Genomic DNA, 24,960 nt, shown 5'->3' with positions numbered 1-24,960 from the left:
CAAATATTTGTATTTTTAAGATGTAAGTTACAAAAAGATTAATGGATAAATACGATGTCTTTCATATCAAATGCTTAAACTGCAATTTCTCTTCAAGGTAATGATAATCTAAAGTTTTTCTATTTTTCTTCTGTTCAAACCCATTCTCTAGTGCCTATATTCTTAACTTCTTAAGGCGGGATCTGCATCTCTTTTTATTTAGTATAGATCTCTATTCGCGTTTGTCATGTTGTGCGTAAAGTCACAACGTTCTTTATATAAACATGATATGATTCATCTAGGTAGAGGTCTTTTATGTCATTTGATACCACTCGAGTTTGGACAAAAATTATTTTTGTTTCGGTTTTGGCGTAAGCGCATTGATAATCCCGAGTAGTAAGCCGATCACGATCATGCCGTATGTAATAAATGGGGCGATGCTGTTGTCGTATAAAGCAGGGATCCATGGTTGGGCGCCGAAGTAATTCATCGCAACACCGTGTAAGATGCCACCTGCGATGAGTAGGAATTCGATTAAATTAGGTTTCACAGCTATCATCCTTTGAATTGATTTGGTTAAAGTATATCGCGTCTTCGGTTGTGTGACAAATCGATTAGTTGGCTTTTGGTATGGTCTATGATATTATTATTTACAATAATTCTAAATTAATATAAATTTTAAACAGAGGTGATAAGGTGGCACAAAAAATTTCGCAGCATCGTGAAATAATCATGGCATTACTTGGTGGTCTGTTGCTTGTCGTCGCGTTTTTGTCGGAGTCGTGGGGGAGTCCAGCACTGACGGCAATTCTATATTTATTAACGTTTGCAATTGGTGGTTTTTATAAAGCGAAAGAAGGTATTATAGATTTAATTTATAATAAATCGTTGAACGTCGAAATTTTGATGATTATTGCCGCGCTCGGGGCGGCGTCGATCGGTCACTGGCATGAAGGGGCTATTTTGATTTTTATCTTTTCAGTTAGTGGCGCGATGGAAACCTATGCGAACCAAAAGAGTGAGCGCGACTTATCGTCCTTAGTCGAAATGGCGCCGGATGAAGCGAACCGACTGAACGATGATGACTCGGTAACGGTCGTCGCGTTGGATGAGTTGCATGTCGGCGATCGTGTACTTGTAAAAGATGGTGAACGGGTTCCGGTCGATGGTGTGATTTTGAGTGGGCAAACGTCGGTTGACGAATCGCCGATAACGGGTGAATCGATGCCTGTCGATAAAGCGGCCGGGGATGATGTCTACAACGGTACGATGAACGGTGCGGGTTCTGTTGTCGTTGAAATGACGAAACCGAATAAGGATTCGCTATTCCAGAAGATGATTCGTCTTGTTGAAGAAGCGAAAGAAAACCGACCGCCGACGCAACAATTGATTGAGAAGATTGAAGGGCCTTATGTTGTGACGGTGCTTGTGGTCGTTGGCTTAATGTTGCTGTCACCGTTTGTGTTCGGTTTTAATTTTGAAGACGTGTTTTACCGCGCGATGGTGTTACTCGTCGTCGCCTCGCCATGTGCCGTTGTCGCCTCGATTATGCCGTCATTATTGTCAGCAGTGAGTACGGGCGCGCGCAAAGGCGTGTTGACGAAAGGTGGCGTTTATCTTGAACAATTGTCGAAAATGGCGGTTGTCGCACTTGATAAAACAGGGACAATCACGAAAGGTGAACCTGTTGTGACGGATTTTATGACGGCTGATGACTACGATGATGCTGATGTGTTGCGCCATATCGTCGCAGTTGAACATCAATCGAGTCATCCGCTTGCTGAAGCGATTGTGCGTTATGGTGATGCGCAAGGGATTCGTGCTGATCTAGAGGTTAGCTATATGGAAAGTATCACGGGTCACGGTATTCAAGCTGGCGTGGATGATGCGACGTGGTATGTTGGGAATGAAGCGCTAATGGAAAGTTTAGGTCTTGAAAAAGGTCGTTTTCTTGAGAAGAAGAGTGCTTGGCAACAAGAAGGTAAGACGGTTATGTTTATCGCCAATGAGACGGCGATTGCAGGTATGATTGCGGTGAAGGATGAGATCAGAGCAGAAGCTAAGCGTTTAATCGACACCTTGAATGACCGTGGTGTGGAAACGGTGATGATCACAGGCGATAATGATCAAACAGCGCAAGCAATTAGCGAAGAAGCGGGCATTCGAGAATGGGTGAGCGATTGCTTGCCTGAACAGAAAGTCCATGAAGTCGAACGGTTGCGAGAGACATACGGCTCGATCGCCATGGTCGGTGACGGGGTGAACGATGCACCGGCGATGGCGAAAGCAGACGTCGGCATTGCGATGGGCTCTGGTACGGACGTCGCGATCGAAACGTCGGATATCGTGTTAATGAATAATGAGTTGAAAAATATTTCAATGACCTTTAATTTATCGACGCGTTTAAATCGCATTGTGAAACAAAACCTCGTATTCTCTGTTGCGGTTATTTTGTTACTCATTGTCGCGAACTTTTCGCAAAACTTAACCTTACCATACGGCGTTGTCGCGCATGAAGGCAGTACGATTTTAGTGATATTGAACGGATTACGTTTGTTGAAAGAATAATGGAGCGGCGCTAGGCTTATAGAAGTCTAGCGTTTTTTCGTTGCATAGAGATGGTGATACGGCGAAAATATGGGCGGATACAGCGAAATTTTGTTTTGATACGGCGAAAATTTAAGGCGATACGGCGAAATTTCGGAAAAATACGGCGAAATCTAGCGATTATACGGCGAAACTCAGCTGGACGTGATTTTGGTTTGTCTTCGTATGGATATCGCTTATAATATAAGGTAAAGGGGTTGAGCAAATGGAAGGAACGAGGGAGAGAAATCAAGCGGTTGATGCGATCCGTGGGTTTGCGTTGTTTGGCATTTTAGTCGTGAACGTGCTGTCGTTTCATTCGCCGCATTTTATGTACGGCGGGTCGGATGCGTTTTATGATGGAGCGGGTAGTGGCTGGCTGATGGCAATGATTGATATGTTTTTCCAGGCGAGTTTTTATCCGTTGTTTGCGATGTTGTTCGGGCTCGGGCTGGCGTTGATGGCGAGGCGACTGCAGGAGCGGGAACCTGAAGATATGAAGCGAGTGCTTAGGCGGCGGATGTTAGCGCTCGGGTTGTTCGGGTTGTTGCATGGGTTGCTGATTTGGTACGGCGATATTTTGTTAACATATAGTATTGTTGGGTTGCTGACGATCCCACTCATACATAAATCGATTCGGACGCTGGTGACGTGGGCGGTGTCGATGTTAGGTAGCGTGACGGTGTTGATGACGCTTATGAATTACGGCATGCGTGATTATTTGAGTTCGTATCGTGACACGGCCGCGATCCAGCAGTCGATGAATCTTTATGATGGTAGTTATGCAGATATTTTGTCGCGTAATGTGATAGATTGGCAAGTGATGTTTAATCCGGTGCAAATCTTGATCATGGTGCTTACGATTATGCCGATGTTTTTGCTCGGTGTAATTGTCGTGAAAGCGGGCTGGGTAGATGAACCGAAACGTCATGCGCAGGTGATGACGAAATGGCTCATCGTATCTGCAGTGATTTTCTTCCTCTTTAAAATAGCCCCGCATTTTGTGGGCAATCCGGCTTGGTTTGATTTTACGAAGCAGAGTATCGGCGGTTCGTTCTCGAGTTTCTTTTACTTTTTAGTCGGCATGTTTGTATTGCCTAAGTTGAACGTGGCGTGGCTTGCGGCTGTCGGGAAATTGTCGCTAACGAATTATTTAACCCAATCGTTGATCGCGTTTCTGTTCTTTTATGGGGTTGGATTTGGGTTTTATGGTGATCTGCAATTGGCGCAATTAATGGTGTATGTTTTGGTTGTTTATAGTTTGCAAGTCTTGTTTAGCAATCTGTACGTTGCGCAGTTTCGATATGGTCCGTTTGAATGGGTGTATCGAACGCTCACTTACGGTCAGAAACAACCAATACGTCGGTCGAAATCGTCATAAGTTTTTGATGGTGTTTTAGGCTAAATTTAGATACAATATAGGACGGAATGATCGAAAAAAGGTAGAGGTGGATTATGAACGAAGTAACGATAAAGGACGTGTTATCACGCTTGTTCACATTATTGGTGGGTGTGATGATATTAGTGATGCTTAACATGAACGGAGACGTTTTTCATCCGCTCATGGTTGGTCAAATCACGGAGTTTACGATTATTTTATTATTGTTATGTGGCACGATGTATATGGCGATGTATATCGGCGAATTGGTTGATAAAATTCGTTTTAGTCTGCCGATTCAAATTGTCGGTAGTGTCACGATGTTAAGTTATTTTACGTATTTATTGATCGGATAAAGGAGAGGCAAGAATGAGCGAAACAGGACGAAAATTATTGATTGCAGAAATTATATTTTCATTCGGGACGATGTTTTTAATCGTTTTGAATTTTGTATTAAATAATTCAGCTTATATGACAACGGCTTTGATCACAGGAAGTGTTATGCTCGGCTTAATGTCGGCGCGACGCTTTGTTGATGGGAAAAAAGGTCTTGCCGCGTTCATCGGGGTATTAGCATTGTTTGTGTTTTTCAGTGCGATATTGGAATTTGTATAAAATGGAATGTGTTTAGCGCTTGAGTGGTAGAGCTTGAGCGCTTTTTTTGTGGGGATACGGCGAAATATTGCGGCTATACGGCGGAAATGCGGGTTGATACGGCGAAATTTTGCTTTAATACGGCGGTATTCATAAATTATACGGCGAAAATCCTTAAATATACGGCGAAATCGCTAAATCATATAAAAAAGCCTTGAATCGGGGGTCTGATTCAAGGCTTTTTACGGCTAATATATCAATTATGAATCACTGTTTAGTAAATATTGCTCTAAGTCGTCGAGCATGAGGTTGGCAGCTCTGACGCCACCTGCTGTATTCCAGATTGTGTCGCTTACTTCGTGGACGTTACCAGCTTCAACAGCGCTTAAGTTGTTCCAAAGTGGGTCGTTAATCCATTCTTCTTCGACTGTGGATGCTTCGCCGTCGCCTGTTTCATACGTGAAGTAGAAAATGACGTCGCCATCCATTTCGTCGATACGTTCTTTCGTGACGTTTTTCGCTGCGAAGTCGTCTTTATCTTGTGCTTCTGGGCGTTCAAGTCCGATTTCTTCTAAAATAATGCCGGAGAATGAGTCTTTATGGTAAATACGCACATCGCCTGCCATGAAACGGACGATTGAGACTTTCGTGTCAAGTTTGCCGTTCTCTTCAAGATCGCTCGCTAGTTGATCAACACGATTGTTGTATTCGTCTAACACTTCTTGGCCTTTCTCTGGCATGCCAACTGCTTCAGCGATTAATTCGAAGTTCACTTTCCAGTCACCACGTAATGTTTCTTCAAAAACAGTTGGAGCAATCGCGCTTAGCTGTTCGTACTGATCTTCTTGACGCATTTTGTTACCGATAATTAAATCTGGGTCTAATTCGGCGATGCTTTCAAGTGAGATGTCGTTTTCTAAACCGACAACGTTAACGCCTTCCATGTCGTCTTCAATATGGTCGTACCAAGGGTCACCTGTCCATGATTGAACAGCTCCAACTGGTGTGATGCCTAATGATAGAAGTGCTTCTGTTCCGTGGTTCGTTAAAATCACGATATCTTCAGGTTGCCCTTCGATTTCGGTTTCACCCATTGCGTGTTCCACGACGTATGAGCTGTTTTCTTCTGAATCGTTGGATGAATCCTCAGATGATTCGTTGTTTTGTTCTTCTGATGTGTCTTCGCTTCCGTCATTGCCTGTTGTCTCTTCATTATTATCGCTACCGCAAGCAGCTAAGAAGAGGGTGAAGGCGACGAACGCGACTAAAATCCATAATTTCTTCATGAATCCTACCCCTTTATCTTGTTTGTTTTGATGATAATGATTATCATTTACGGTTATTATCATATACGGACTTAATGATAATGTCAATAAATAATTGATAATGAATTTCAATTAAATTGACATTCATTATCAATTAGCGTAATATGGGTGGTGAACGAGAAGGTTTATGAAAGGTCTATCTCAACGATGTTAAAAAACAACGCACTTAAAGGGCTAGGAATTGTAGTTGGATTGATCATGGTGCTCATCTTAATGTGGGCGAGTGTCTTGTACGGTTATACTGATATTACGACACAGATGATCATTGACTCGTTTATAAATTTCGATGAATCGAATGAACATTATATTATTCAAGACAACCGAATACCACGTTCACTGATCGCAGCGGCTGTTGGGGCTAGTTTGGCCATTGCCGGTGCGATTATGCAAGGACTCACGAATAACCCGCTTGCGTCACCGACGATATTCGGAGTGAATGCGGGTGCCAGTTTCTTTGTTGTATTTGGTGTGACATTTATCGGTATCACATCGCTTCAATCATTCGCATGGTTTGCATTTGCGGGTGCAGCTGTTGCGGCTGTCACGGTTTATTTTTTAGGATCGCTCGGCAGTGACGGCTTAACACCGATTAAAATCACGCTAGCAGGGGCTGCGATTGCAGCGCTTTTCTCATCGATGACGCAAGGGATGCTTGCGATGAATGAGACGGCGCTTGAACAAGTGCTGTTTTGGCTGACAGGGTCCGTGCAAGGGCGTAGCTTAGACATTCTGATGTCAGTCCTGCCTTATTTAATAGTCGGCTGGCTGATCGCGTTATTTATAGGAAAACATTTAAATGTGTTAGCGATGGGCGAGGAAATGGCGAAAGGATTAGGGCAAAAAACATATTTAGTGAAATTAGCTGGCGCGCTCGTTGTCGTCTTACTCGCAGGTGGTGCGGTTGCGATTGCGGGACCGATTGGATTTATCGGTATTGTCATTCCGCATATTGCGAGATGGTTTGCTGGCATTAGTTACAGCTGGGTCATACCGTTTAGCGCGTTACTCGGTGCGATGTTACTGCTGATGGCAGACATTGCGGCGCGTTATGTCATTTATCCGCAAGAAGCACCAGTTGGCGTGATGATCGCGTTAGTTGGGGCTCCCTTCTTTATTTATATAGCAAGGAGGGGGATCAATGAATAACCAACAGTTTCCGTTTCGATTTGGAAAAGTATCCTTTTTATTTGATAAAAAATCATTTTATATCATATCCTTGTTAACAGTCTTGGCTATCGTGACGATGGTTATTAGTTTAGGCATCGGCCAGTTGTTTATTTCACCGGTCGACGTCATTCGTGCGATTTTAGGTCAAGGTACTGACATGCAAAACTTAGTCGTCAATTCGTTCCGGATGCCCCGTATTTTACTGTCGATGTTAGCGGGTGCGGCACTTGCGATGTCGGGTGCGATTTTGCAAGGGTTGATTCGAAACCCACTCGCGTCACCTGACATTATCGGGATTACGGGCGGTGCAGCGTTAACGACGGTCATGTTTTTAGCGATTTATACAGACCGAAGTAATACGCTCACGCTGAGCATTCATTGGATGCCCCTCGCGTCGTTTGTTGGCGCGGTATCAATCGGATTTCTCGTCTATTTTCTAGCACGGAAAAACGGACGAATAACGCCGTTTCGACTCGTGTTGATCGGTGTCGGGATTGCCGCTGCGGCAGATGCCTTAACGTCATTGTTAATGATTTTAGGGCCGATTCACTCCGCGTCTAAAGCGACGATTTGGCTGACAGGTAGTGTGAACGGGACGAATTGGAATGAAGTAATCACACTCGCCCCGTGGGTGTTTGGGATTACGTTTATATTATTTATCTATACACGACGGTTGAACATGCAAGAGCTCGGTGAAGATTTAGCGAAAAACGCTGGGCAGTTAGTTCAACGCGATCGGTTTACATTGTTATTATTGAGTACATCGCTTGCAGGTGGTGCAGTTGCGTTTGCGGGTGGAATTGGATTCGTAGGCTTGATGGCGCCACATATTGCACGGAAGATTATCGGTTCGGCTTTTGGCGCATTGATTCCGGTGTCAGCATTAGTGGGTGGCATGATTGTCGTCATAGCTGATATTTTAGCGCGGATGTTGTTTATGCCGCTTGAAGTGCCAGTCGGGGTGTTCACCTCGATAATCGGGGCACCGTATTTTATTTACTTATTGTTCAAAAGTCGAAAATAATTGGTTTGCTGAGAGGGGTTTGTTTTATGAAAGCCATTCAAACAGAACAGCTGTCACTCGGGTATAAAGATGAATTGATCATTGAGGAGTTGGATTTAACGATTCCAAAAGGTGAGATTACCGTTTTCATCGGGAGTAACGGGTGTGGGAAGTCGACGTTATTGAAGTCGCTTGCGCGTTTGTTAAAACCGAAAGACGGATCGGTTGAATTAGACGGAAAAGATATCGATAAAACATCAACGAAAGACATTGCGCGTCAACTCGCGATTATGCCGCAGTCTCCGACGGCTCCTGAAGGCTTAACGGTACTGCAACTCGTGAAACAAGGGCGTTATCCGTATCAGAGTTGGTATAGACAATGGTCGGAAAAAGACGAAGAAGCGGTTCAGTATGCGCTCGAGGTGACAGGCATTAAAGAGTTTGAAGATCGCACGGTTGATTCATTATCTGGCGGTCAGCGTCAGCGCGCGTGGATTGCGATGACGTTGGCACAAGATACGGATATTATTTTACTCGATGAGCCGACGACGTTTTTAGATTTGACTCACCAAATTGATATTTTAGATTTGTTAAGTGATTTGAATGAACAAGAAGGTCGCACGATTGTGATGGTCTTGCACGATTTGAATTTAGCGTGTCGTTATGCGGACCACATTGTCGCAATTGAAGGCAAGAGTGTCTTTGAACAAGGCGACCCTGATGAGATTATTACACCACAATTGATTCATTCGGTGTTTGGTCTGCAATGCCAAGTGACGTGTGATCCGATTTGTGGAGCGCCGATGTGCATTCCATACAGTAAGCAACGGCAAATGAAAGGTGCCAATCGCTATGCCACACAACAAGTTCAAGCCAATTGATCTAGCGTTTTTACGCGACCATTTTCGTGTCGTGACAGAGCCGGTTGACGGCCAACATGTTGTGAATGATTTGCTAGACGAAGCGTATCTTTCGGATGTAATCGCGGAGATTAAGCCGAGTTTTGCGACAGATCGCGACTTTGTCGTTGGCTCGCAACTGATGAAGCGTCTCGGCTATTTGCTGATTGTGCCAGCTTTGTATTCTTTTTCGACTGAGCGGGTGGCGATGCCGCTTGATTGGTCACGTGTCGCTCTCGTTTCGAAAATGAATGGCGAGCTGTGGCTCCCGGAACTATATGTGGCTGACGATGTTGGTTATGATTGTGCAGAGGATTTAGCCGCTAGTCGCGAGCCGTTTTTTGATCAGTTATTCCGGCAGTTAGCTTCGTTAGTTCAGGCAGTGTCGAATGTGTCGAACGTGCCGCGACCGATTTTGTGGGAAAACGTCATGGTTTATGTGTATTGGATGTATGAAACGGTTGTCAATTGGCATCATGATGAAGCGACCGTGAATCAATTCCATGATGATTTTAATGTGTTAATTCACCAGTTATCGCCAGACGTGTTTGGCGAACGATTTAACCCGATTAAACGTTTTTACAATGGCTATCATTATATTGAACCCGAGCAAACCTTTCGCCGCGTGCGTACGACGTGTTGTTTTAATTACGAAGCGTCGAGTGAAGGCAAGTATTGCAAAGGCTGTCCGAAATTAGAAGTCAATAAGGAAGCATGCCGAGCAACACGCGAAACGATGCGGCAACAATCGAATAGTTACTCAACGTAATGGACTAACTCGTTTCTATGGAAGCGAGTTTTTTGTTTTTTAGAAGGTGGATTGAGGGGGGATACGGCGAAATTTTGCGTTGATACGGCGAAATTTCAAAAGGATACGGCGAAAAAGCGTTCGTATACGGCGATTTTGCGACAATATACGGCGAAATCTAGCCAAAATACGGTGAAATGTGATTTTGGACGATAAAAAACTCAATGCCGACTGTTTGGCATTGAGTTTTTCTCATGATTATAAAACTTCTTTGATTTTGTCGATCGCCCAGCGTAGGTCGTCTTTCTCGATAATGAGAGGTGGGGCGAATCGGATGACATTGTCGTGCGTTTCTTTACATAATAAGCCTTTTTCTTTGAGCTGTTCACAGTATTTGCGAGCGGGTTCGTTTAGTTCGACGCCGATGAATAGCCCTTTACCGCGGACTTCTTTGATAATCGGGTTATCGATTGAACGTAGCTCGTCTAGCATGTATTGGCCGAGTTCGAGTGAGCGTTCGGCAAGTTTTTCTTCTTCTAATACGTCAAGCGATGCGACAGATACGGCGCTTGCGAGTGGGTTACCGCCGAATGTTGAGCCGTGTGAGCCTGGGTTGAATACGCCTAAAATATCTTCGTTCGCCACAACGCATGAAATCGGGAATACGCCGCCGCCTAATGCTTTACCGAGAATGAGAATGTCTGGTTCGACATCTTCCCAGTCACACGCGAACATTTTACCAGTACGGGCTAGGCCTGCTTGGATTTCGTCCGCAACAAATAAGACGTTGTTGTCGTGGCAAATGTCGTAAGCTTCTTTTAGGAAACCTTCTGGTGGCATGATGATGCCTGCTTCACCTTGGATCGGTTCGAGTAAAAAGCCGGCTGTGTTTTCTGTAATGGCCTCGCGTAAAGCATCCGTATCACCATAAGGGACAAGCTTGATGCCTGGCATGAGTGGGCCGAATCCGCGCTGGTTGTCAGCTTCAGATGATAGTGATACAGCTGACATCGTACGGCCGTGGAAGTTGCCGACGCAGGCGATGATTTCGGCTTTATCTTCTTCAACGCCTTTCACATCATATGCCCAGCGACGCATCGCTTTAATGGCCGTTTCCACAGCTTCTGCGCCTGTGTTCATCGGAAGCGCCATGTCTTTGTTGGTTAGTTTACAAATCTTTTCGTACCAAGGGCCGAGTTGGTCGTTATGGAATGCGCGCGATGTTAATGTAACGCGGTCGGCTTGATCTTTTAACGCCTGAATGATTTTCGGGTGGCGGTGGCCTTGGTTAACCGCTGAGTAGGCACTTAACATATCAAGGTAACGATTACCTTCTGGGTCTTCCACCCAAATCCCTTCTGCTTTCGATACGACGATCGGGAGTGGCTTGTAGTTGTTTGCTCCGAAATGGTCGGTTTGTTGAATAATCTCTTCACTGCTTCGTGTCATGAAATCCCTCCTAGAAAAATAACGCGGGAGATGTTCGTCTCCGCGGATATGATAAGGCTTACACTAACTGTTATTATACCTGTTTGCTGTGATTGTTTCAAAGTTGTCAACAAAATTATCGCCATAAATTTCAAATCATGATAAGATGGAAACAGATTATGAAGGAGGTATATGTGATGGACGCAACACAAATGGCACTTATACATATTGTTTCATGGAGCGTTGGATTAATTCTATTCTTCGTCGCTTACACAATGATTAAACAAGGTAAAGCGGAGAAGCCGATTAAAATCACACAAATGGTTTTACGCGTCTTTTATTTACTGATTATCGCAACGGGTGCGGATTTATTTTTCAATCATTATGGAATGAATGTAGAAGATACGCAGTTTAGCGAATACATTATTAAAATGGTCGCTGGTATTTGGGTGATTGCCGCAATTGAGATGACGTTAGCGAAAGCGAAGAAAGGCAAAAAAGAATTTTCCGGTTGGTTACAATTAGTCGTGGCCCTTATTCTTGTATTAGTTTTAGGGTTTGCACGACTGCCATTCGGATTTTTACCGTAAGACAAAGTCCCGTTTTGGGGCTTTTCTTATGTGAGGTAATTTTTGATTGAAGAGAGGGAGCAACGATGAAACGACTGATCACAAGTGCTGTGTTCGTCATCGTCATGTTAAGTATTTTTCCGATAGTTGGACAGGCTGATGAGGACGAGCGCCGGCAATATTATTATGTGTTAGTTGACCGTTTTCAAAACTCAACTGAAGTGACTGAAGAGGGTGTCGACCGCGATGATCCGGACGCGTTTCATGGTGGTGACTTGCGTGGATTGCAGGAGCGAGTCGATCATTTTGTTGATTTAGGGATCACGGATGTCGTCGTCTCGCCACTCTTTGCGAGTCATAATTATACGGGGGCGCCGGTATTAAATTACGAGCAAATTCAGGCGACGTTTGGCACGCGTGAAGATGTGTCAGATACTGTTGAAGCGTTTCATGATGAAGGGCTGAATGTTATCGTTCATCTACCATTGGATGCGGTGAGTGACTCGAGTCCGCTCATGAGTGAAGATTGGGTTAGTGATGATGGCGAGCTTGATTTGACAAGCGGTTCAGCAGCGGATTATTTTTCCGAATTAGTGACGACGTGGCAGTCTGAGTTTAATGTGGATGGTTTTTATGTAGAGGATGTTGCGGATGTGCCGACATCGTTTTTAGAGACGGTGACTGGTGCGAGTGATGATTTATTTTGGATCGGTGAAGCAGGTGAATTGTCGGCAGATGATGCAGATGGGTTGATGAATGCTGGCATGGATCGCATTGTGAATCGTGATTTTGACGATGATGCAAAAGATTATTTTTATGATATTAATACGGATATGTCGTTATTGTTAGATGATCCACTTCGTAGTCGTGAAGATGTTGTGCATTATATGGATTCCTATTCGACAGACCGATTTACGAATGCGATGGAAGAAAGTGGCCTTCATCCGATTACGCGTTGGAAGATGGCGCTGACTTATTTGTATATGACGCCGAATGAGCCGTGGTTGTATCAAGGCGCTGAGCATACAGCGACGGGCCAGATTGAAGACGGCTCGACGCATGATATGATGAATTTCTTAGCTGGTGACGATCAAGTGACGAAGCATATTGAAAAATTGGCGAATATTAATGAGAACTTCGCGGCGGTCCGCGATGGTGAAATGAATGTTTTACACCAAGATGATAATTTCCTCGTGTTTGAACGCGTGTTAGACGATGACCGAGTGATCGTGACGATTAATAATAGCGCTGAGTTTCGAAAAGCAGATTTAGATCATTTAGATAGTGGGCTGGAACTGCGTGGTTTGATTTTGAATGACTTAGTTCGTGAAAACGATGATGGAACCTATACGGTTAGTTTAGAACGTGAATCGACGAATGTGTATAACGTACAAGCGAGCCAAGGCGTCAATTGGTTGCTCGTGTCGATTTTCGGTGGTGTAATGGGACTGTTCGTCGTGTTTGCGATTGTTATTTACATGAAAAATGCGAAAGAACGTCGGAAAGCTTAACCTTCCTTGATTAAGGAAGGTTATTTTTTTGCCTTTCGCCCGATTTATGAGATAATTCGCTATATTTATCTCATAACTAGCTAGAGTTATCTCAAAAATATGGCGACTTATTTCAAAACTAGAGCGAGTTATTTAAAAAGTAGATGTGCAAGTGTGGGTTAAGCGTGTTAAGATAAAAATAAATACCCGATTCGGACGGTTAACGACCGTCGAAAACGGGTATGACATAACTATCTCCATTAACTCTTGGGCGCGTCATCTAAAAAGAAGAGTGCGATGGTGCCTGGTCCTGCGTGTGCTCCGATTGCTGAGCCGATCGGATAAATAATAATTTCTTTCGGTTGGTATTTATCGCGGATTTGGTTTGCCAGTTCTTGGGCGCGTTTTTCATCGTCACCATGTGTGATGGCGATCGTTTGATCATGGAAATGTTGTCCGCGCTCTTGCACGACATCAGCCATGCGACCGATGACTTTTTTGGCGCCACGAATTTTTTCTAGTGGCACGAGTTTCCCGTCTTCAACGTGGAGAAGCGGTTTAATTTTTAACATCCCACCGACAAACGCTTGTGCTTTACTGACCCGTCCACCGCGTTGTAAATATTCTAAATCATCAACGGTAAAGATATGAACGATGTGATTTACATAATAATGTGCAGTATCTAACACGTCTTGTACACTTTGTCCATCAGCAATGGCTTTCGCAGTATAGTACGCAATTAAGCCATGTCCCATCGAAGCGGCTCTCGTATCAATGACGTAAATTTCGGCATCGGGGTTTTGGTCATCGATCTGCTGTTTGGCAATCATGGCGCTTTGAAATGTTCCGGACAATTCAGATGAAAACGCTAAATAAATAACCGGGCGTCCTTCGTCGGTGTAAGTTTTAAATCGTTCATAAAATGCATCTGGTGTCACTTGCGCTGTCTTAGGTGCTGAACCGCTACGCATCGCGTTATAGACATCTTGAGAGCTAATCGTGTCTCGGTCATAGTAATCTTGTCCATCAAGATGTACAGTCAGCGAGACGAGGTCAATATCGTATTCCTCTAAAATGTTTTGGGGTAGATCGGAACCTGAATCAACAATTAATTTCATACTCATAGGTTTCCTCCTCGTTCAACTAAACGATCATTATTATATTTAAGTTTAATAGGACGGCGAGCAAACGTCAATGTCAGTCAGGAGGCTATTATGTTTATATTTGAAGCAAAACGATTCATTATTGTGATTATTGGCGCGATTTTTAATGCCATTTCACTAAACTTTTTCTTAGAACAAGCGAACGTATTCGCCAGTGGCTTTACAGGTGTCGCTCAAATTTCCGCAAGTATTGCAACGGATTTTTTCGACATTGATATTAGTACAGGTGTCCTCTTATTCTTACTCAATATTCCGGTTGCGATTTTAGGCTGGATTAAAGTCGGTCGTGGTTTTACGATTTATAGTATTTTGTCAGTTATTTTTATGACAATCTTTTTAGAAACGATTCCGATTCAAGGATTATCGGATAATATTTTACTAAATGCCGTTTTTGGTGGTATCTTTGGCGGTTTTGGTGTTGGTATCACGTTGAAATGGGGTGCGTCGACTGGCGGTATGGATATCGTCGCGATGGTGCTCTCCCGAATGAAGGATCGTCCGATTGGGATTTACTTTTTAACGTTAAACGGGGCGATCATTGTGTTAGCGGGTATGGTGTATGACCCTGAGAAGGCGTTGTATACGCTTGTGACGCTTTATGTGACAACACGTGTGATTGATGCGATTCATACACGTCACGAGAAATTAACGGCGATGATTGTAACAGCGAAGGGACAAGAAGTGACAAAAGCGATTCATGCCAATATGGTGCGCGGGATTACGCGTTTGCCAGCGCGAGGAGCGTTTACGGATGAAGACCGCGAGATGCTCATGATTGTTGTCACGCGCTATGAATTATATGACTTAGAAAATATCGTGCGTGAAGCGGATCCGAACTCGTTTACGAATATTGTACAGACGACTGGTATTTTCGGTTTCTTTAGACGCGAAGATGAAAAAGTGTAACATGAGCTATCATGTGAGCGTCTGATCTTTAAAAAGAACATGAGGTGACAGCAATGACAAAATGGATGGTGACATGGGTGATGCTTGGATTGTTTCTAATGTTAGCTGCGTGTAATGGTGGAAATGAGGCATCGCAAGGTGATGATACGTCCGGGGCTAATGAGGATCATCAGGAACCGTCTGAAGAAGAGCAAGACGGTAGTGACGCTGATATCGACGCGTTGTTAGACCAATTGACGTTTGATGCGAGTGCGTCAGTTGATGGTGGACGTGTTAAGTTTGAAATGGCCTTATCAAATGACGGGGACGAGGCGCTGGATTTAACCTTCTCGTCTGGGCAAAAATTCGAAGTCGTCGTGACGAACCCTGAAACGAATGAAGGCGTTTATCGTTATTCGGCAAGCCAAATGTTCACAGAAGCTATTGAAACGATGACGATTGAAGCGGGCGAAACAGTAGAGTTCTCAGATACGTGGCTCGTGAGTGAAAGCGCGAGTCAAGTGTCGGATGGGACGTATGAGGCGACTATCGAATTGGTGCCGACGCATGTGAATGACATGGAATTGGACGGGACTCCGCTTAGCCAAACGGTTCAGTTTGATTTAACAAGTGCCAATGTTGAAGCGGATGAGAACCCACTTGAATCTGAGGATAATGAGAATTCAGGTGCGAGTGATGAGCAAACAACAGGCGAGACAGACAGCTTCGTGAGACATTTTAACGTTGAAGGATCTGATGGCACGTATTCGATTTCAGGTGAGGTCAATGCTCAGTCTGATACACTTCAGTACTATGTGGAAGACGGGCATTACGTGTTAGTGAATGAAACGTTGGAATTGGAAGAGGTTGACGGTTGGCAATCATTTAGTATGGATGTGACGATCGAGGAGATGCCTGAATATGGCGCGATAACCCTATATTTGTTTGAGACGGATGAATCGGGTAACCCTTCGCGCGAGTTTTTTGAAACGCTTGAGACGATTGAATAAAAAAAGTTGGCTTAGTTTATGCAACTAAGCCAACTGATTTAGTATCCGTAGCTCTCAATTAATTGTTCGACTTTTGGTGATAAGGTATCCCAGTCGGCATCAAATTGTTTATTAACGGTAATAAAATTATAATATCCAAATACGTTGTCGACACCGTCTAAATTCATAAGGTTGTTTAAAATGTCGAAGTCACTCGTTTCACCTTGCATCACTGAAATACTGTCGTCACCTTCAAAAATAACGTTATCAACTGTGAATTTCATCGCATTTGGATTCGGTGTAGGCTCTGCAATTACAGCCATTGTCAATCCCTCCCTGAATTTCTCTCTTTTATATTAGCACGAATTAAGCGTTAGCAAAAGTAACAGCTCTACAAAACTATAATGAAAGCGAGGCAATTTTATTGCGATATTTATCGATTGCACTCGTTGTAGGATTATTGTCATCTACAGCGATGAGTTTGTATTTATTTATGATTCAGTCCTTTACGGATAAGGCCTTATATACGCTATTATTGAATATTGATTTTATTTATATACCGAGTGAGACGATTCCGGATAATTTTTTTGCCGCCTTTGAATACGCGCTTCACGTGTTAGTCGCGACGATTATCGTCACGTTTTATTTGTATATCGTGACGAAGCGAGAATCGTTTTGGAATCGTCGGGTAGAGATCGCTGGCTTGTTGTCATTTTTCGCGTTTTTAACGTATTTTCCGTTAACCATACTTGCGAAAACAGAGACGCCAGCTGTTGATGATATTATGGCGATTTTTGATTGGTTTGTCGCTCACGTGATTTTCTTTTTTATCATGGTGTATGTGAGCGACTGGTTGCTCGTCCGACGTACGCCGAAGCATGATCGTTAAACGTCTTCTGGCAGTTTTGTTATATTGATATCGTCAAAATAGTGCTCGAGCAATGTGTTGGTGATGGTACCTGGTGTGCCGTCACCTATTTTTTTGTCGTCAATGGACACGACAGGTTTGATTTCAGCGGATGTGGACGTGACGAAAACTTCATCAGCTTGTTTCAACGTGTTGAGACTGAATACTTCGATTTGGTATGGAATGTTTAGTTTGTCTGCCAAATTCAGTAAATATCGACGCGTAATGCCGTTTAAAATATAATGATCGGCTGGATGAGTGACAAGTGTGCCATCTCGTACGATGAACACATTCGTCGATGATCCTTCTGTCACATGGATTTCATCACGGTAAAAAATTGCTTCACTCGCCCCGGCGTTGAGCGCTTTTTGTTTTGTCATCACGTTGCCGAGTAAGTTTAAACTTTTAATGTCGCAACGTAGCCACCGGAAATCTTTCGCGGTGATCGTGTGAATGCCGTTTTGTTGATCGTCTAAAGGCCGCTTTAGGTTAAGCGGGTACGCGATAAGGGTAGGCGCTTGTTTGTCAGGATACGGGTGATTTCGCGGTGCGACGCCGCGTGTGATTTGCAAATAGACGCCACCATCTTGGATATGATTGTGTTCGATTAAGTCGTTAAGCCGCGCTTTGACGTTATTCACTTGGACATCAAAGTCGATTTCTGCTTCATTTAAACTGTATTGTAAACGGTCTAAATGATCATCAAGTAAAAACCACTGTCCGTCATAATAGCGGATCACTTCATAGACACCATCGCCAAATTGATAACCACGGTCTTCAATATCGACAACCGCTTCATCCCGGTCGATAAATGTTTGATTATGTAGCACTAACATGTTTGTCATCTCCTTATTCGTCTTCACTGTTTAATCTAATCCTAGAGGAAAATAGGGGCGATGTAAATATGGCTGTTGGCTTAGATTTTAGCGGCACATGATGGCGGTGGATGTTGGATTTTGATGTGATACGGCGACATTTTTCCGGTATACGGCGATTTTTTGATATGATACGGCGCTATATCATGATGATACAGCGATTTACCGAGAGGATACGGCGAAATTCGGAAATTATACGGCGAAATCATGGTTCGATACGGCGAAAACCGGAATCTCGGAGAATTAAAAACGCCACACGGATTAATAGTGTGGCGTTTCATCTCAATTATACGATTCGTTTTCGGATGTAAGTACTGCCATAGTCAATCAGGGTAACGACGACGATAATGACGAGCAGGATCATGCCCATATCGCTCCAGTTACGGTTACTATAGGCGAAGAAGATCATCGTACCGATACCACCTGCGCCGACGTAACCGAGAATCGTCGAGGCACGCACGTCAATTTCGAAACGGTAGATCGCATAGGATAAAAATTCAGGGATAACTTGCGGAATAATCCCGTGAAACATAATTTGAATTTTATTCGCGCCGTTTGCTTGCATCGCTTCAACGACATTCATGTCAATTGACTCGAGCACTTCGGCGTACAATTTACCGAGCATGCCGGTTGACCCGATCGCAATCGCCAAAATACCTGCGAATGGATTGGGCCCGACGACAACGACGAACATGATTGCCAAAATGATTTCTGGAAAGGCACGAACCGCACTTAAAATCCACTTACCGACCGTAGATAAAAAGCGATTGTTCGTCATATTAATTGCAGCTAAAAAACCGAGCGGAACCGCTAAGATGGCCGCAGCTAAAGAGCCGACGTAAGCGATGAAGACTGTTTCGATCATTTTTTCGATGACTTCACCAGCGCGTGCCCAGTTAGGTGAGAATAACTGGGGAACGACGACATTATAGTTAGAAGCAAAGCGGTTGAATGCTTCCTTCCAATCAATATCGATCGACATAAATGTCCAGATATACATAACAAGAACAGCAGCGGCAATGGAGACGCGTTTGATTTTCTTTTCAGTTGGTATATGTTTTTTTGGAGGTTGTTCGTTAGCCATTAGATAATCGCCTCCCTAATCTTCGTGCTGATGTATTCAATGATGACGACAACAACGAATATCACTAAAATAATCGTCATCACAGCACCGTAATTGTTGAAGCTAAACTGACTCATTAAGAGTTGGCCGATACCACCTGCACCGACTAAGCCGATGACGACAGATGCACGAATATTGATTTCAAACACGTACAGCGCAAATGACGTGAACTGTGGTGCAACTTGAGGCATGACGCCATATGCGATGGATTGAATCGTGTTTGCACCTGAGGCACGCATCGCTTCGATTGGTTGCATATCAATCGCTTCGACTGTCTCACTAATTAATTTAGCTAAAATGCCGAGTGAGAATATGAACAAGGCAACAATACCGCCGATTGGGCCTGTTCCGAAAATACCGACGAAAATAACCGCTAATACAACATCAGGAATCGTCCGTAAAATATTCATGATGAGGCGTGTCGCATTGTAAATAAACCAATTTTGTGTAATGTTATTGGCCGCTAGTAAACTGACCGGAATGACGATAATTGTTGAAAATGTCGAGGCGATGATCGCCATGTGGATCGTTTCAATCAACCGGTCAAACGCCGGGCCTAACACGTCCATATTAATAGGAAATAATTTGTCGATGATTTGCCCCATATTCGTAAAGCCCATAATCAAATCGCCGAAATCAACACCTGTCGTCCGGGAACTGTACCATAGGAAAAATAAGATGATGAAAAAGACGAGTGAAATTTTCGCTTTAGCTCGCCACGGTGACAGCATTGGTGCATAAACGTCGTCGTTAAGGCCTGGTTTATTGATCTTGTTCGCCATCTTTTGCACCTCCGCGCAAATCATCTTCACGGATTGAACGACCATAAATTTCTTCAAATGTGGCTTCAGACACTTCTGAAACAGGTCCGTCAAAGACGACTTCACCTGATCTCATGCCGATAATACGATCAGCGTACTCCATCGCCATATCAATAAAGTGCAAGTTGACAATCGTCGTAATATTGTCTTCTTTATTGACTTTACGTAAATACTTCATCACTTGGTGTGATGTAGGCGGGTCGAGTGAAGCGACAGGCTCGTCCGCTAAAATATAATCAGGTTTTTGGGTTAATACACGAGCGATACTGACACGTTGTTGTTGACCACCTGATAACTGGTCGGCACGGCTATAGATTTTGTCATCAATATTGACGCGCTTTAAGCTTTCGTATGCGAGCGCTTTGTCGTCTTTGCTAAATAAATTGAACACCGAGCGCAATGTGCCAGTGTGGCCTAATCGCCCTGCTAATACGTTACGAAAAACGCTATTCCGTTTCACTAAATTATAGCTTTGGAAAATCATGCCGACTTTTGTCCGCAAGTCGCGCAATCCTTTGCTTTTATAATCTAAAATATTGTCGCCGCCGACTTTTAATTCACCAGCAGTCGGTGTGACGAGTCGGTTGATGCTTCGGATGAATGTCGATTTACCTGCGCCGGATAAGCCGACGATCACGACAAATTCACCATCTTCAATTGTTACATTGACGTCTTTAAGTCCCTGGTGCCCGTTAGGATAGACAAGGGATACATCATTGAATTCGATCATGTTCTTTCACCTCATGTCAGCCAAAAAGTATGTATAAATGATAAAAAAGTGTTAAATAGTAATTGGAAAGGGAGGTGTGACCCTCCCTTTCCATAACAAGGTGTTACTATTCAAGGCTAATGTTATCTTGGAAACGTTCGTATGTGTCTTCAACGACTTTATAATCTTCGTGTTCAGCTTCGACAATCGCATCCCACGTGTAGACATCGTTCATGACTTGAAGCATTTCGTCATCTTCGTTAAACGAGAGGAATGCTTCGCGAATCTCTGTGACAAGTTCTTCATCAAGTTCTGGAATGACGGATACGGTGTCGTTAGGAATTTCTTCAGTGTGTGCGATGACGCGAGTCTTATCTTTGATATCTGGGTAGTCTTCTTCTAAGTTATCGCGAACGTCATCGAATGTGGTTGCGACATCTGCACCACCTTCATAGACTTCGAGTGCTGCTGTGTCATGTGCACCAACGGCATTTGCTTCGCTGAAGAATTCACTTGTTAATTCTGCTTGAGATTCTAAATCAAATTTGTCCATTAACTGAGATGCTGGGAATAAAAAGCCTGAAGTTGAAGCGGCATCACCATATACCCATGATTTGCCTTCTAAATCTTCGAGTGATTCAATATCGGAATCTTCTTGTACGAGGTATTGTGCTTTGTAGGTTTCCGATCCGTGGCGTACGGATTTTAAAATAACTTCGACGTCATAATCTTGGTGGGCCATGACGTAACCGAATGCTGGGATTAAGCCGATATGTATTTGACCAGAGCCCATACCTTCAATTACTCCGTTGTAACTTGTCATCGTACGAGGTTCGACTTCTTTGTCCAAAATGTTACCTAATTCTTCTGCTAGCGGTTCTACTGTGTCAGCAATCGTTTCAGAATCTTGCGATGGAACGAAGCCCATCACCAATGTGTCAGGATCACCCTCATCTGCGCTACTTCCACACGCCGCTAAAAATGCCACAACTGCTAAAGCCATCAATCCAAGTAACTTTTTCACAATATGCTCCCCCTTGACCATGTATTATTGAAATCACCTTAATTATAAATAATGTGTGACATTAGTACAACACAATTTTAAAATTTTGATACAATTTTACGAAATCTTTACAAACGGTATGTAATGAGAGGGCGATTTGGACGGATTTGTTGTAGAAATGAAGTTGTTTACGGCGGAAATATGTCCTTATACGGCGAAAATTTGTGAGGATACGGCGATTTTTTGATGTGATACGGCGAAATTTGGTGCGGATACGGCGAAAATCGGAAAATATACGGCGAAATAGCGTGTACATACGGCGAACATGACAAAACGCCACAAGTTCAATCGTCTTGTGGCGTTTTGTGACGTTATTGATATTGATTTAATTGTTGTTCGAGTTGCTTCAATTCTTGTTCTTCTTCTGGTGAGCATTGTTCATAGGCGGATTGAATGCATTGTTGAACGGCTTGGATATCTTCTTGGTTTGCTTCGTGTGATTGATGTTGGTCACGCTTATTCGTTAAGTTTTGCATCGCTTGTCGAGCTTGGTTCATTAAATGTGCCATTAAAACCCTCCTCGATTGTAGACGTTTTGCTCTTTGCGTTTACGGTCTTGATCAGAAAACGCACGGCGACCGTGTTTCGCTTGTGGATTCACTTTGCGACCGGGATGTGGTTTTTTCTCGCGCATGAATGGACCTCCTCATGATGTGTGACGAGTGGCCAAGTCGTCGAAATCGAACACGATATGTCGCGTTCACGATTAGTATGGCTCAGCACGGTCACAATATGTTATACGATTGTTGGTAATGATGGAATGAAAATAAAAAAAGTGACCAGATAAAACATGGTCACTTGGAGAAACTATTTGGTTAAAATTGTTTGCGGTAAGCCTAAATACGTTTCTAAAAAGCGTGCAACGCCGTCATCGTGGTTCGAATGGGTAATTTCGTTGGCCATCGATTTCAGTTCGCCAATCCCGTTATCCATTGCAACACCGACGCCGGCATAATCGATCATTTCAAAATCGTTGTCTTCATCGCCAAAAGCAATAATCCGTTCTTGTGGAATGTCGTATTCTTTGGCAATTTTTTGGACGCCGACTGCTTTGTGTAAGTCAGAGCGAATGACTTCGATGACATGGAATGGTGCACCCCATTTACGGTGATCGACAATCGATGCGTGACGTTCGGTTAACGTGTTTCGGATGGAATCGATACGGTCGTCGAAAGGGTGGATTAATACAGATGACGGGTCTGTGGCTAAGTTTTGTTTCATGTTCCCGAAAATCGCCGGTGATTCCGTGCCTGCTTGGAAAAATTGCGTGATCTCGTGATTGTTTTGAAATTCAATGTACACTTGGTCCATAATTTCCGCCAAAATATTTTGCACACCGAAATCGTAACACGTGTCGACGATATCAAACGCAACCTCTCTTGGAAGCGGGGAATGTAAATGATCCCAGTTCGGCTGTTTCGGGTGGTGGACGAGAGCGCCGTTCATATTGACAATCGGCGTGTCGAGTCCGAGTTGTTGATAAAATTGACGGCTCACGCGGTACGGCCTGCCGGTTGCAATCGCAACGATGTGACCGGCTTTACGAGCTGCTTCGATTGTTTTTAACGTTCTATCGGAAATGATTTTATCGTTATTTAATAAAGTCCCATCTAAATCTAATGCAATAAGATGTTGCTTCATGGGTTTCACCTCAATTACCTTTTTGCGTTTTTCTAATTAAAGTATCATACCATATTTTGTGTCGTTTGTCACCTCGGCTTATTAATTGTTCTAGTTGTCTCACAGCTTAAATTACTTTATTATTATAGTCATAAAATGATTTCGAGGAGGGGACGACCATGGCTATTGTTATTGACGAACAAACCATTAACGATATACCTGCATTAATTATCCACGAACAAACGCAACAAGTGGCACCACTTCCGGTTATAGTCTACTTTCACGGGTTTACAAGTGCGAAAGAACAAAACTTACCAGTCGCCTATTTATTAGCTGAAGCTGGCTATCGTGTCGTATTACCAGAAGCATTGCATCACGGCGAACGCCAAGGTGATATATCGGATGAAGCGATTCAGTTTGAATTTTGGCGGGTTGTTGAGCAAAATATAAAAGATTTTTCTAATATAGAAACGTGGCTGACGAATCAAGCGTTGTTAGAGGCTGGACGAATCGGTGTCGCAGGGACAAGTATGGGTGGCATTTCGACAGCAGCTGCGTTAACGCAATATAGTCATATTCGAGCAGCTGGTATCATGATGGGCTCGGCGAATATGCAAGCGATGGCGAATTATTTATTAAAAGGTATTGAGGCGCAAGGGATTGAGTTGCCGTTTAGTGATGACGAATTGCAAGCACAGCTAGAAGCATTAAATCCAATCGACTTATCACAACAAATTGACGTACTGAACGACCGACCACTGTTTATTTGGCACGGGGAACAAGATGCCGTCGTTCCGTATGATCACGCCGTCGAATTTTACCAACAACTGCAAGAAGCGGGGGCTAAGCACGTCAAATTTGTTTCAGAGCCTGGGCGCGATCATAAAGTGAGTCGAGAAGCGATGATGGCGTTACGTGATTGGATGCAGACATATTTATAATAAATAATTTTACTTTAAAAATGAGTGCAAACGTGTTTATAATAGAGTAGAGAATGTTTGAAGGAGGACTCGAACATGGATCAAGCCTTGGAAGAAAATTTATGGGGATCACTTGAAAATGTTATTGACCCAGAACTTGGTATTGATATTGTCAATTTAGGTCTCGTATATAATATCGACTTAGACGAAGAAGGGCTAGCGACTGTCACAATGACACTGACAGCAATGGGGTGCCCACTTGCTGCGACGATCGAGATGGATGTGAAACAAGCATTAATCGATCTTCCAGAAGTTAACGAAGTCGAAGTGAATATCGTTTGGAATCCACCATGGACGAAAGAACGTATGTCACGTTATGCGAAAATCGCACTCGGCATTCCAGATTAATTGTTATGAAACAGTCCAATTTGCTTGGGCTGTTTTTTAATGATGTTAAGGGGGGAAGGTGTTTTGAACAAAATTTTATTTTTCTTTAGTAATTTGCTCGTTGTCATTGGCTTATGTGTGTTGTTTGTGACGAATATTTTAAATGAAGTCATGCCCATGCTAGGTCGCGCAGCCTTTCAAGCATCGATGGCAGGGAGTTATTCGCCTCATGAATATCAGATGAATTTTAATATCGTCAATTTAATCTCAGGCGTGTTGATCATCGGTGGCGTTGTTGCGAGTTATAAAATTTATGTGCGTGAAAAATAAGA

29 protein-coding genes are annotated in these 24,960 nt (G+C 43.4%); 16 read left to right on the top strand and 13 right to left on the bottom strand.

The window, feature by feature from the left end:
- Window positions 1-328: 328 nt before the first annotated feature.
- Complete coding sequence (locus tag ABID56_RS07420; RefSeq protein WP_354219991.1) at window positions 329-529, bottom strand: hypothetical protein; 201 nt, start codon at window positions 527-529, stop codon at window positions 329-331.
- A gap of 146 nt (window positions 530-675) precedes the next feature.
- Between ABID56_RS07420 and ABID56_RS07415 the strand changes: the two genes are divergently transcribed.
- From ABID56_RS07415 to ABID56_RS07400, 4 genes are all read left to right on the top strand, one after another.
- Window positions 676-2,547, top strand: coding sequence for a heavy metal translocating P-type ATPase (locus ABID56_RS07415; protein ID WP_354219990.1), 1,872 nt, complete (start codon window positions 676-678; stop codon window positions 2,545-2,547).
- Window positions 2,548-2,791: 244 nt separating this feature from the next.
- Window positions 2,792-3,946: a DUF418 domain-containing protein gene (locus ABID56_RS07410; protein ID WP_354219989.1), complete on the top strand. Its 1,155-nt coding sequence runs from the start codon at window positions 2,792-2,794 to the stop codon at window positions 3,944-3,946.
- A gap of 74 nt (window positions 3,947-4,020) precedes the next feature.
- A complete protein-coding gene (locus ABID56_RS07405) occupies window positions 4,021-4,299 on the top strand; it encodes a hypothetical protein (protein ID WP_354219988.1) in 279 nt (92 codons plus the stop codon).
- Between the two features lie 13 nt (window positions 4,300-4,312).
- Window positions 4,313-4,558, top strand: coding sequence for a hypothetical protein (locus ABID56_RS07400; protein WP_354219987.1), 246 nt, complete (start codon window positions 4,313-4,315; stop codon window positions 4,556-4,558).
- 239 nt (window positions 4,559-4,797) lie between these two features.
- Here the strand turns inward: ABID56_RS07400 and ABID56_RS07395 are convergent, their stop codons facing one another.
- Complete coding sequence (locus tag ABID56_RS07395) at window positions 4,798-5,823, bottom strand: ABC transporter substrate-binding protein (protein WP_354219986.1); 1,026 nt, start codon at window positions 5,821-5,823, stop codon at window positions 4,798-4,800.
- A gap of 186 nt (window positions 5,824-6,009) precedes the next feature.
- Here ABID56_RS07395 and ABID56_RS07390 point away from each other — a divergent pair, with 186 nt between their 5' ends.
- The 4 genes from ABID56_RS07390 to ABID56_RS07375 are packed head-to-tail and all read left to right on the top strand — an operon-like array spanning window position 6,010 to window position 9,700.
- Window positions 6,010-7,008, top strand: a complete 999-nt coding sequence (locus ABID56_RS07390) for a FecCD family ABC transporter permease (protein WP_354219985.1) — start codon at window positions 6,010-6,012, stop codon at window positions 7,006-7,008.
- Window positions 7,001-8,053 (top strand): FecCD family ABC transporter permease, encoded by a 1,053-nt coding sequence (locus tag ABID56_RS07385; protein WP_354219984.1) that lies wholly within the window; start codon window positions 7,001-7,003, stop codon window positions 8,051-8,053. Before ABID56_RS07390 ends, ABID56_RS07385 begins: the two co-directional genes overlap by 8 nt.
- Before the next feature lie 26 nt (window positions 8,054-8,079).
- Window positions 8,080-8,913, top strand: coding sequence for an ABC transporter ATP-binding protein (locus ABID56_RS07380; RefSeq protein WP_354219983.1), 834 nt, complete (start codon window positions 8,080-8,082; stop codon window positions 8,911-8,913).
- Window positions 8,885-9,700 (top strand): hypothetical protein, encoded by an 816-nt coding sequence (locus tag ABID56_RS07375; protein WP_354219982.1) that lies wholly within the window; start codon window positions 8,885-8,887, stop codon window positions 9,698-9,700. Before ABID56_RS07380 ends, ABID56_RS07375 begins: the two co-directional genes overlap by 29 nt.
- Window positions 9,701-9,937: 237 nt before the next feature.
- Here ABID56_RS07375 and ABID56_RS07370 read toward each other — a convergent pair whose 3' ends face one another.
- The gene (locus ABID56_RS07370) at window positions 9,938-11,128 is read right to left on the bottom strand and encodes an ornithine--oxo-acid transaminase (protein WP_354219981.1); all 1,191 of its coding nucleotides are present in this window, start codon (window positions 11,126-11,128) and stop codon (window positions 9,938-9,940) included.
- A gap of 176 nt (window positions 11,129-11,304) precedes the next feature.
- Here ABID56_RS07370 and ABID56_RS07365 point away from each other — a divergent pair, with 176 nt between their 5' ends.
- The gene (locus ABID56_RS07365; protein WP_354219980.1) at window positions 11,305-11,697 is read left to right on the top strand and encodes a YisL family protein; all 393 of its coding nucleotides are present in this window, start codon (window positions 11,305-11,307) and stop codon (window positions 11,695-11,697) included.
- A gap of 65 nt (window positions 11,698-11,762) precedes the next feature.
- Entirely contained in the window at window positions 11,763-13,187 is a 1,425-nt protein-coding gene (locus ABID56_RS07360) for an alpha-amylase family glycosyl hydrolase (protein WP_354219979.1), read from the top strand.
- A gap of 239 nt (window positions 13,188-13,426) precedes the next feature.
- Here ABID56_RS07360 and ABID56_RS07355 read toward each other — a convergent pair whose 3' ends face one another.
- A complete protein-coding gene (locus ABID56_RS07355; protein WP_354219978.1) occupies window positions 13,427-14,290 on the bottom strand; it encodes a DegV family protein in 864 nt (287 codons plus the stop codon).
- A gap of 90 nt (window positions 14,291-14,380) precedes the next feature.
- Between ABID56_RS07355 and ABID56_RS07350 the strand changes: the two genes are divergently transcribed.
- Both ABID56_RS07350 and ABID56_RS07345 read left to right on the top strand, forming a co-directional pair.
- A complete protein-coding gene (locus tag ABID56_RS07350; protein WP_354219977.1) occupies window positions 14,381-15,235 on the top strand; it encodes a YitT family protein in 855 nt (284 codons plus the stop codon).
- Window positions 15,236-15,288: 53 nt separating this feature from the next.
- Complete coding sequence (locus tag ABID56_RS07345; RefSeq protein WP_354219976.1) at window positions 15,289-16,224, top strand: BsuPI-related putative proteinase inhibitor; 936 nt, start codon at window positions 15,289-15,291, stop codon at window positions 16,222-16,224.
- A 38-nt stretch (window positions 16,225-16,262) separates the two neighbouring features.
- Here the strand turns inward: ABID56_RS07345 and ABID56_RS07340 are convergent, their stop codons facing one another.
- Entirely contained in the window at window positions 16,263-16,526 is a 264-nt protein-coding gene (locus tag ABID56_RS07340) for a NifU N-terminal domain-containing protein (RefSeq protein ID WP_354219975.1), read from the bottom strand.
- A 101-nt stretch (window positions 16,527-16,627) separates the two neighbouring features.
- Between ABID56_RS07340 and ABID56_RS07335 the strand changes: the two genes are divergently transcribed.
- A complete protein-coding gene (locus ABID56_RS07335) occupies window positions 16,628-17,092 on the top strand; it encodes a hypothetical protein (protein ID WP_354219974.1) in 465 nt (154 codons plus the stop codon).
- On the opposite strand, the gene dat is transcribed toward ABID56_RS07335, so the two are convergent.
- From dat to ABID56_RS07295, 8 genes are all read right to left on the bottom strand, one after another.
- On the bottom strand, window positions 17,089-17,946 hold the full coding sequence (gene dat / locus ABID56_RS07330; protein WP_354219973.1) for a D-amino-acid transaminase: 858 nt from the start codon (window positions 17,944-17,946) through the stop codon (window positions 17,089-17,091). The two genes, ABID56_RS07335 and dat, sit on opposite strands and share 4 nt — an antisense overlap.
- A gap of 325 nt (window positions 17,947-18,271) precedes the next feature.
- Window positions 18,272-19,069, bottom strand: a complete 798-nt coding sequence (gene phnE, locus ABID56_RS07325) for a phosphonate ABC transporter, permease protein PhnE (protein WP_354219972.1) — start codon at window positions 19,067-19,069, stop codon at window positions 18,272-18,274.
- On the bottom strand, window positions 19,069-19,890 hold the full coding sequence (gene phnE / locus ABID56_RS07320) for a phosphonate ABC transporter, permease protein PhnE (protein WP_354219971.1): 822 nt from the start codon (window positions 19,888-19,890) through the stop codon (window positions 19,069-19,071). Before phnE (ABID56_RS07320) ends, phnE (ABID56_RS07325) begins: the two co-directional genes overlap by 1 nt.
- The gene (gene phnC, locus ABID56_RS07315) at window positions 19,871-20,659 is read right to left on the bottom strand and encodes a phosphonate ABC transporter ATP-binding protein (RefSeq protein WP_354219970.1); all 789 of its coding nucleotides are present in this window, start codon (window positions 20,657-20,659) and stop codon (window positions 19,871-19,873) included. The genes phnE (ABID56_RS07320) and phnC overlap by 20 nt, the downstream gene beginning before the upstream one ends.
- Window positions 20,660-20,765: 106 nt before the next feature.
- Window positions 20,766-21,662, bottom strand: a complete 897-nt coding sequence (locus ABID56_RS07310) for a phosphate/phosphite/phosphonate ABC transporter substrate-binding protein (RefSeq protein WP_354219969.1) — start codon at window positions 21,660-21,662, stop codon at window positions 20,766-20,768.
- A 350-nt stretch (window positions 21,663-22,012) separates the two neighbouring features.
- Window positions 22,013-22,210 carry a DUF3813 family protein gene (locus ABID56_RS07305; protein WP_354219968.1) on the bottom strand — a complete coding sequence of 66 codons (198 nt, stop codon included), beginning with the start codon at window positions 22,208-22,210 and terminating at the stop codon, window positions 22,013-22,015.
- On the bottom strand, window positions 22,210-22,335 hold the full coding sequence (locus ABID56_RS07300; RefSeq protein ID WP_354219967.1) for a hypothetical protein: 126 nt from the start codon (window positions 22,333-22,335) through the stop codon (window positions 22,210-22,212). Before ABID56_RS07300 ends, ABID56_RS07305 begins: the two co-directional genes overlap by 1 nt.
- 173 nt (window positions 22,336-22,508) lie before the next feature.
- Window positions 22,509-23,342 (bottom strand): Cof-type HAD-IIB family hydrolase, encoded by an 834-nt coding sequence (locus ABID56_RS07295; protein ID WP_354219966.1) that lies wholly within the window; start codon window positions 23,340-23,342, stop codon window positions 22,509-22,511.
- 158 nt (window positions 23,343-23,500) lie between these two features.
- On the opposite strand from ABID56_RS07295, the gene ABID56_RS07290 reads away from it, so the two are divergent.
- The 3 genes from ABID56_RS07290 to ABID56_RS07280 all read left to right on the top strand — a co-directional run bounded on the left by ABID56_RS07290 (window position 23,501) and on the right by ABID56_RS07280 (window position 24,958).
- On the top strand, window positions 23,501-24,262 hold the full coding sequence (locus ABID56_RS07290; protein WP_354219965.1) for an alpha/beta fold hydrolase: 762 nt from the start codon (window positions 23,501-23,503) through the stop codon (window positions 24,260-24,262).
- Between the two features lie 75 nt (window positions 24,263-24,337).
- Window positions 24,338-24,649, top strand: a complete 312-nt coding sequence (locus ABID56_RS07285; protein ID WP_354219964.1) for a metal-sulfur cluster assembly factor — start codon at window positions 24,338-24,340, stop codon at window positions 24,647-24,649.
- Window positions 24,650-24,712: 63 nt separating this feature from the next.
- Window positions 24,713-24,958, top strand: coding sequence for a hypothetical protein (locus ABID56_RS07280; protein WP_354219963.1), 246 nt, complete (start codon window positions 24,713-24,715; stop codon window positions 24,956-24,958).
- Window positions 24,959-24,960 lie beyond the last annotated feature (2 nt).

Source organism: Alkalibacillus flavidus, assembly GCF_040545925.1.
In the GTDB taxonomy this organism is placed as follows: domain Bacteria; phylum Bacillota; class Bacilli; order Bacillales; family Alkalibacillaceae; genus Alkalibacillus; species Alkalibacillus flavidus.
The sequence above is the reverse complement of the archived record's forward strand: the minus strand, read 5'-3'. Positions and strand labels throughout refer to the sequence as shown.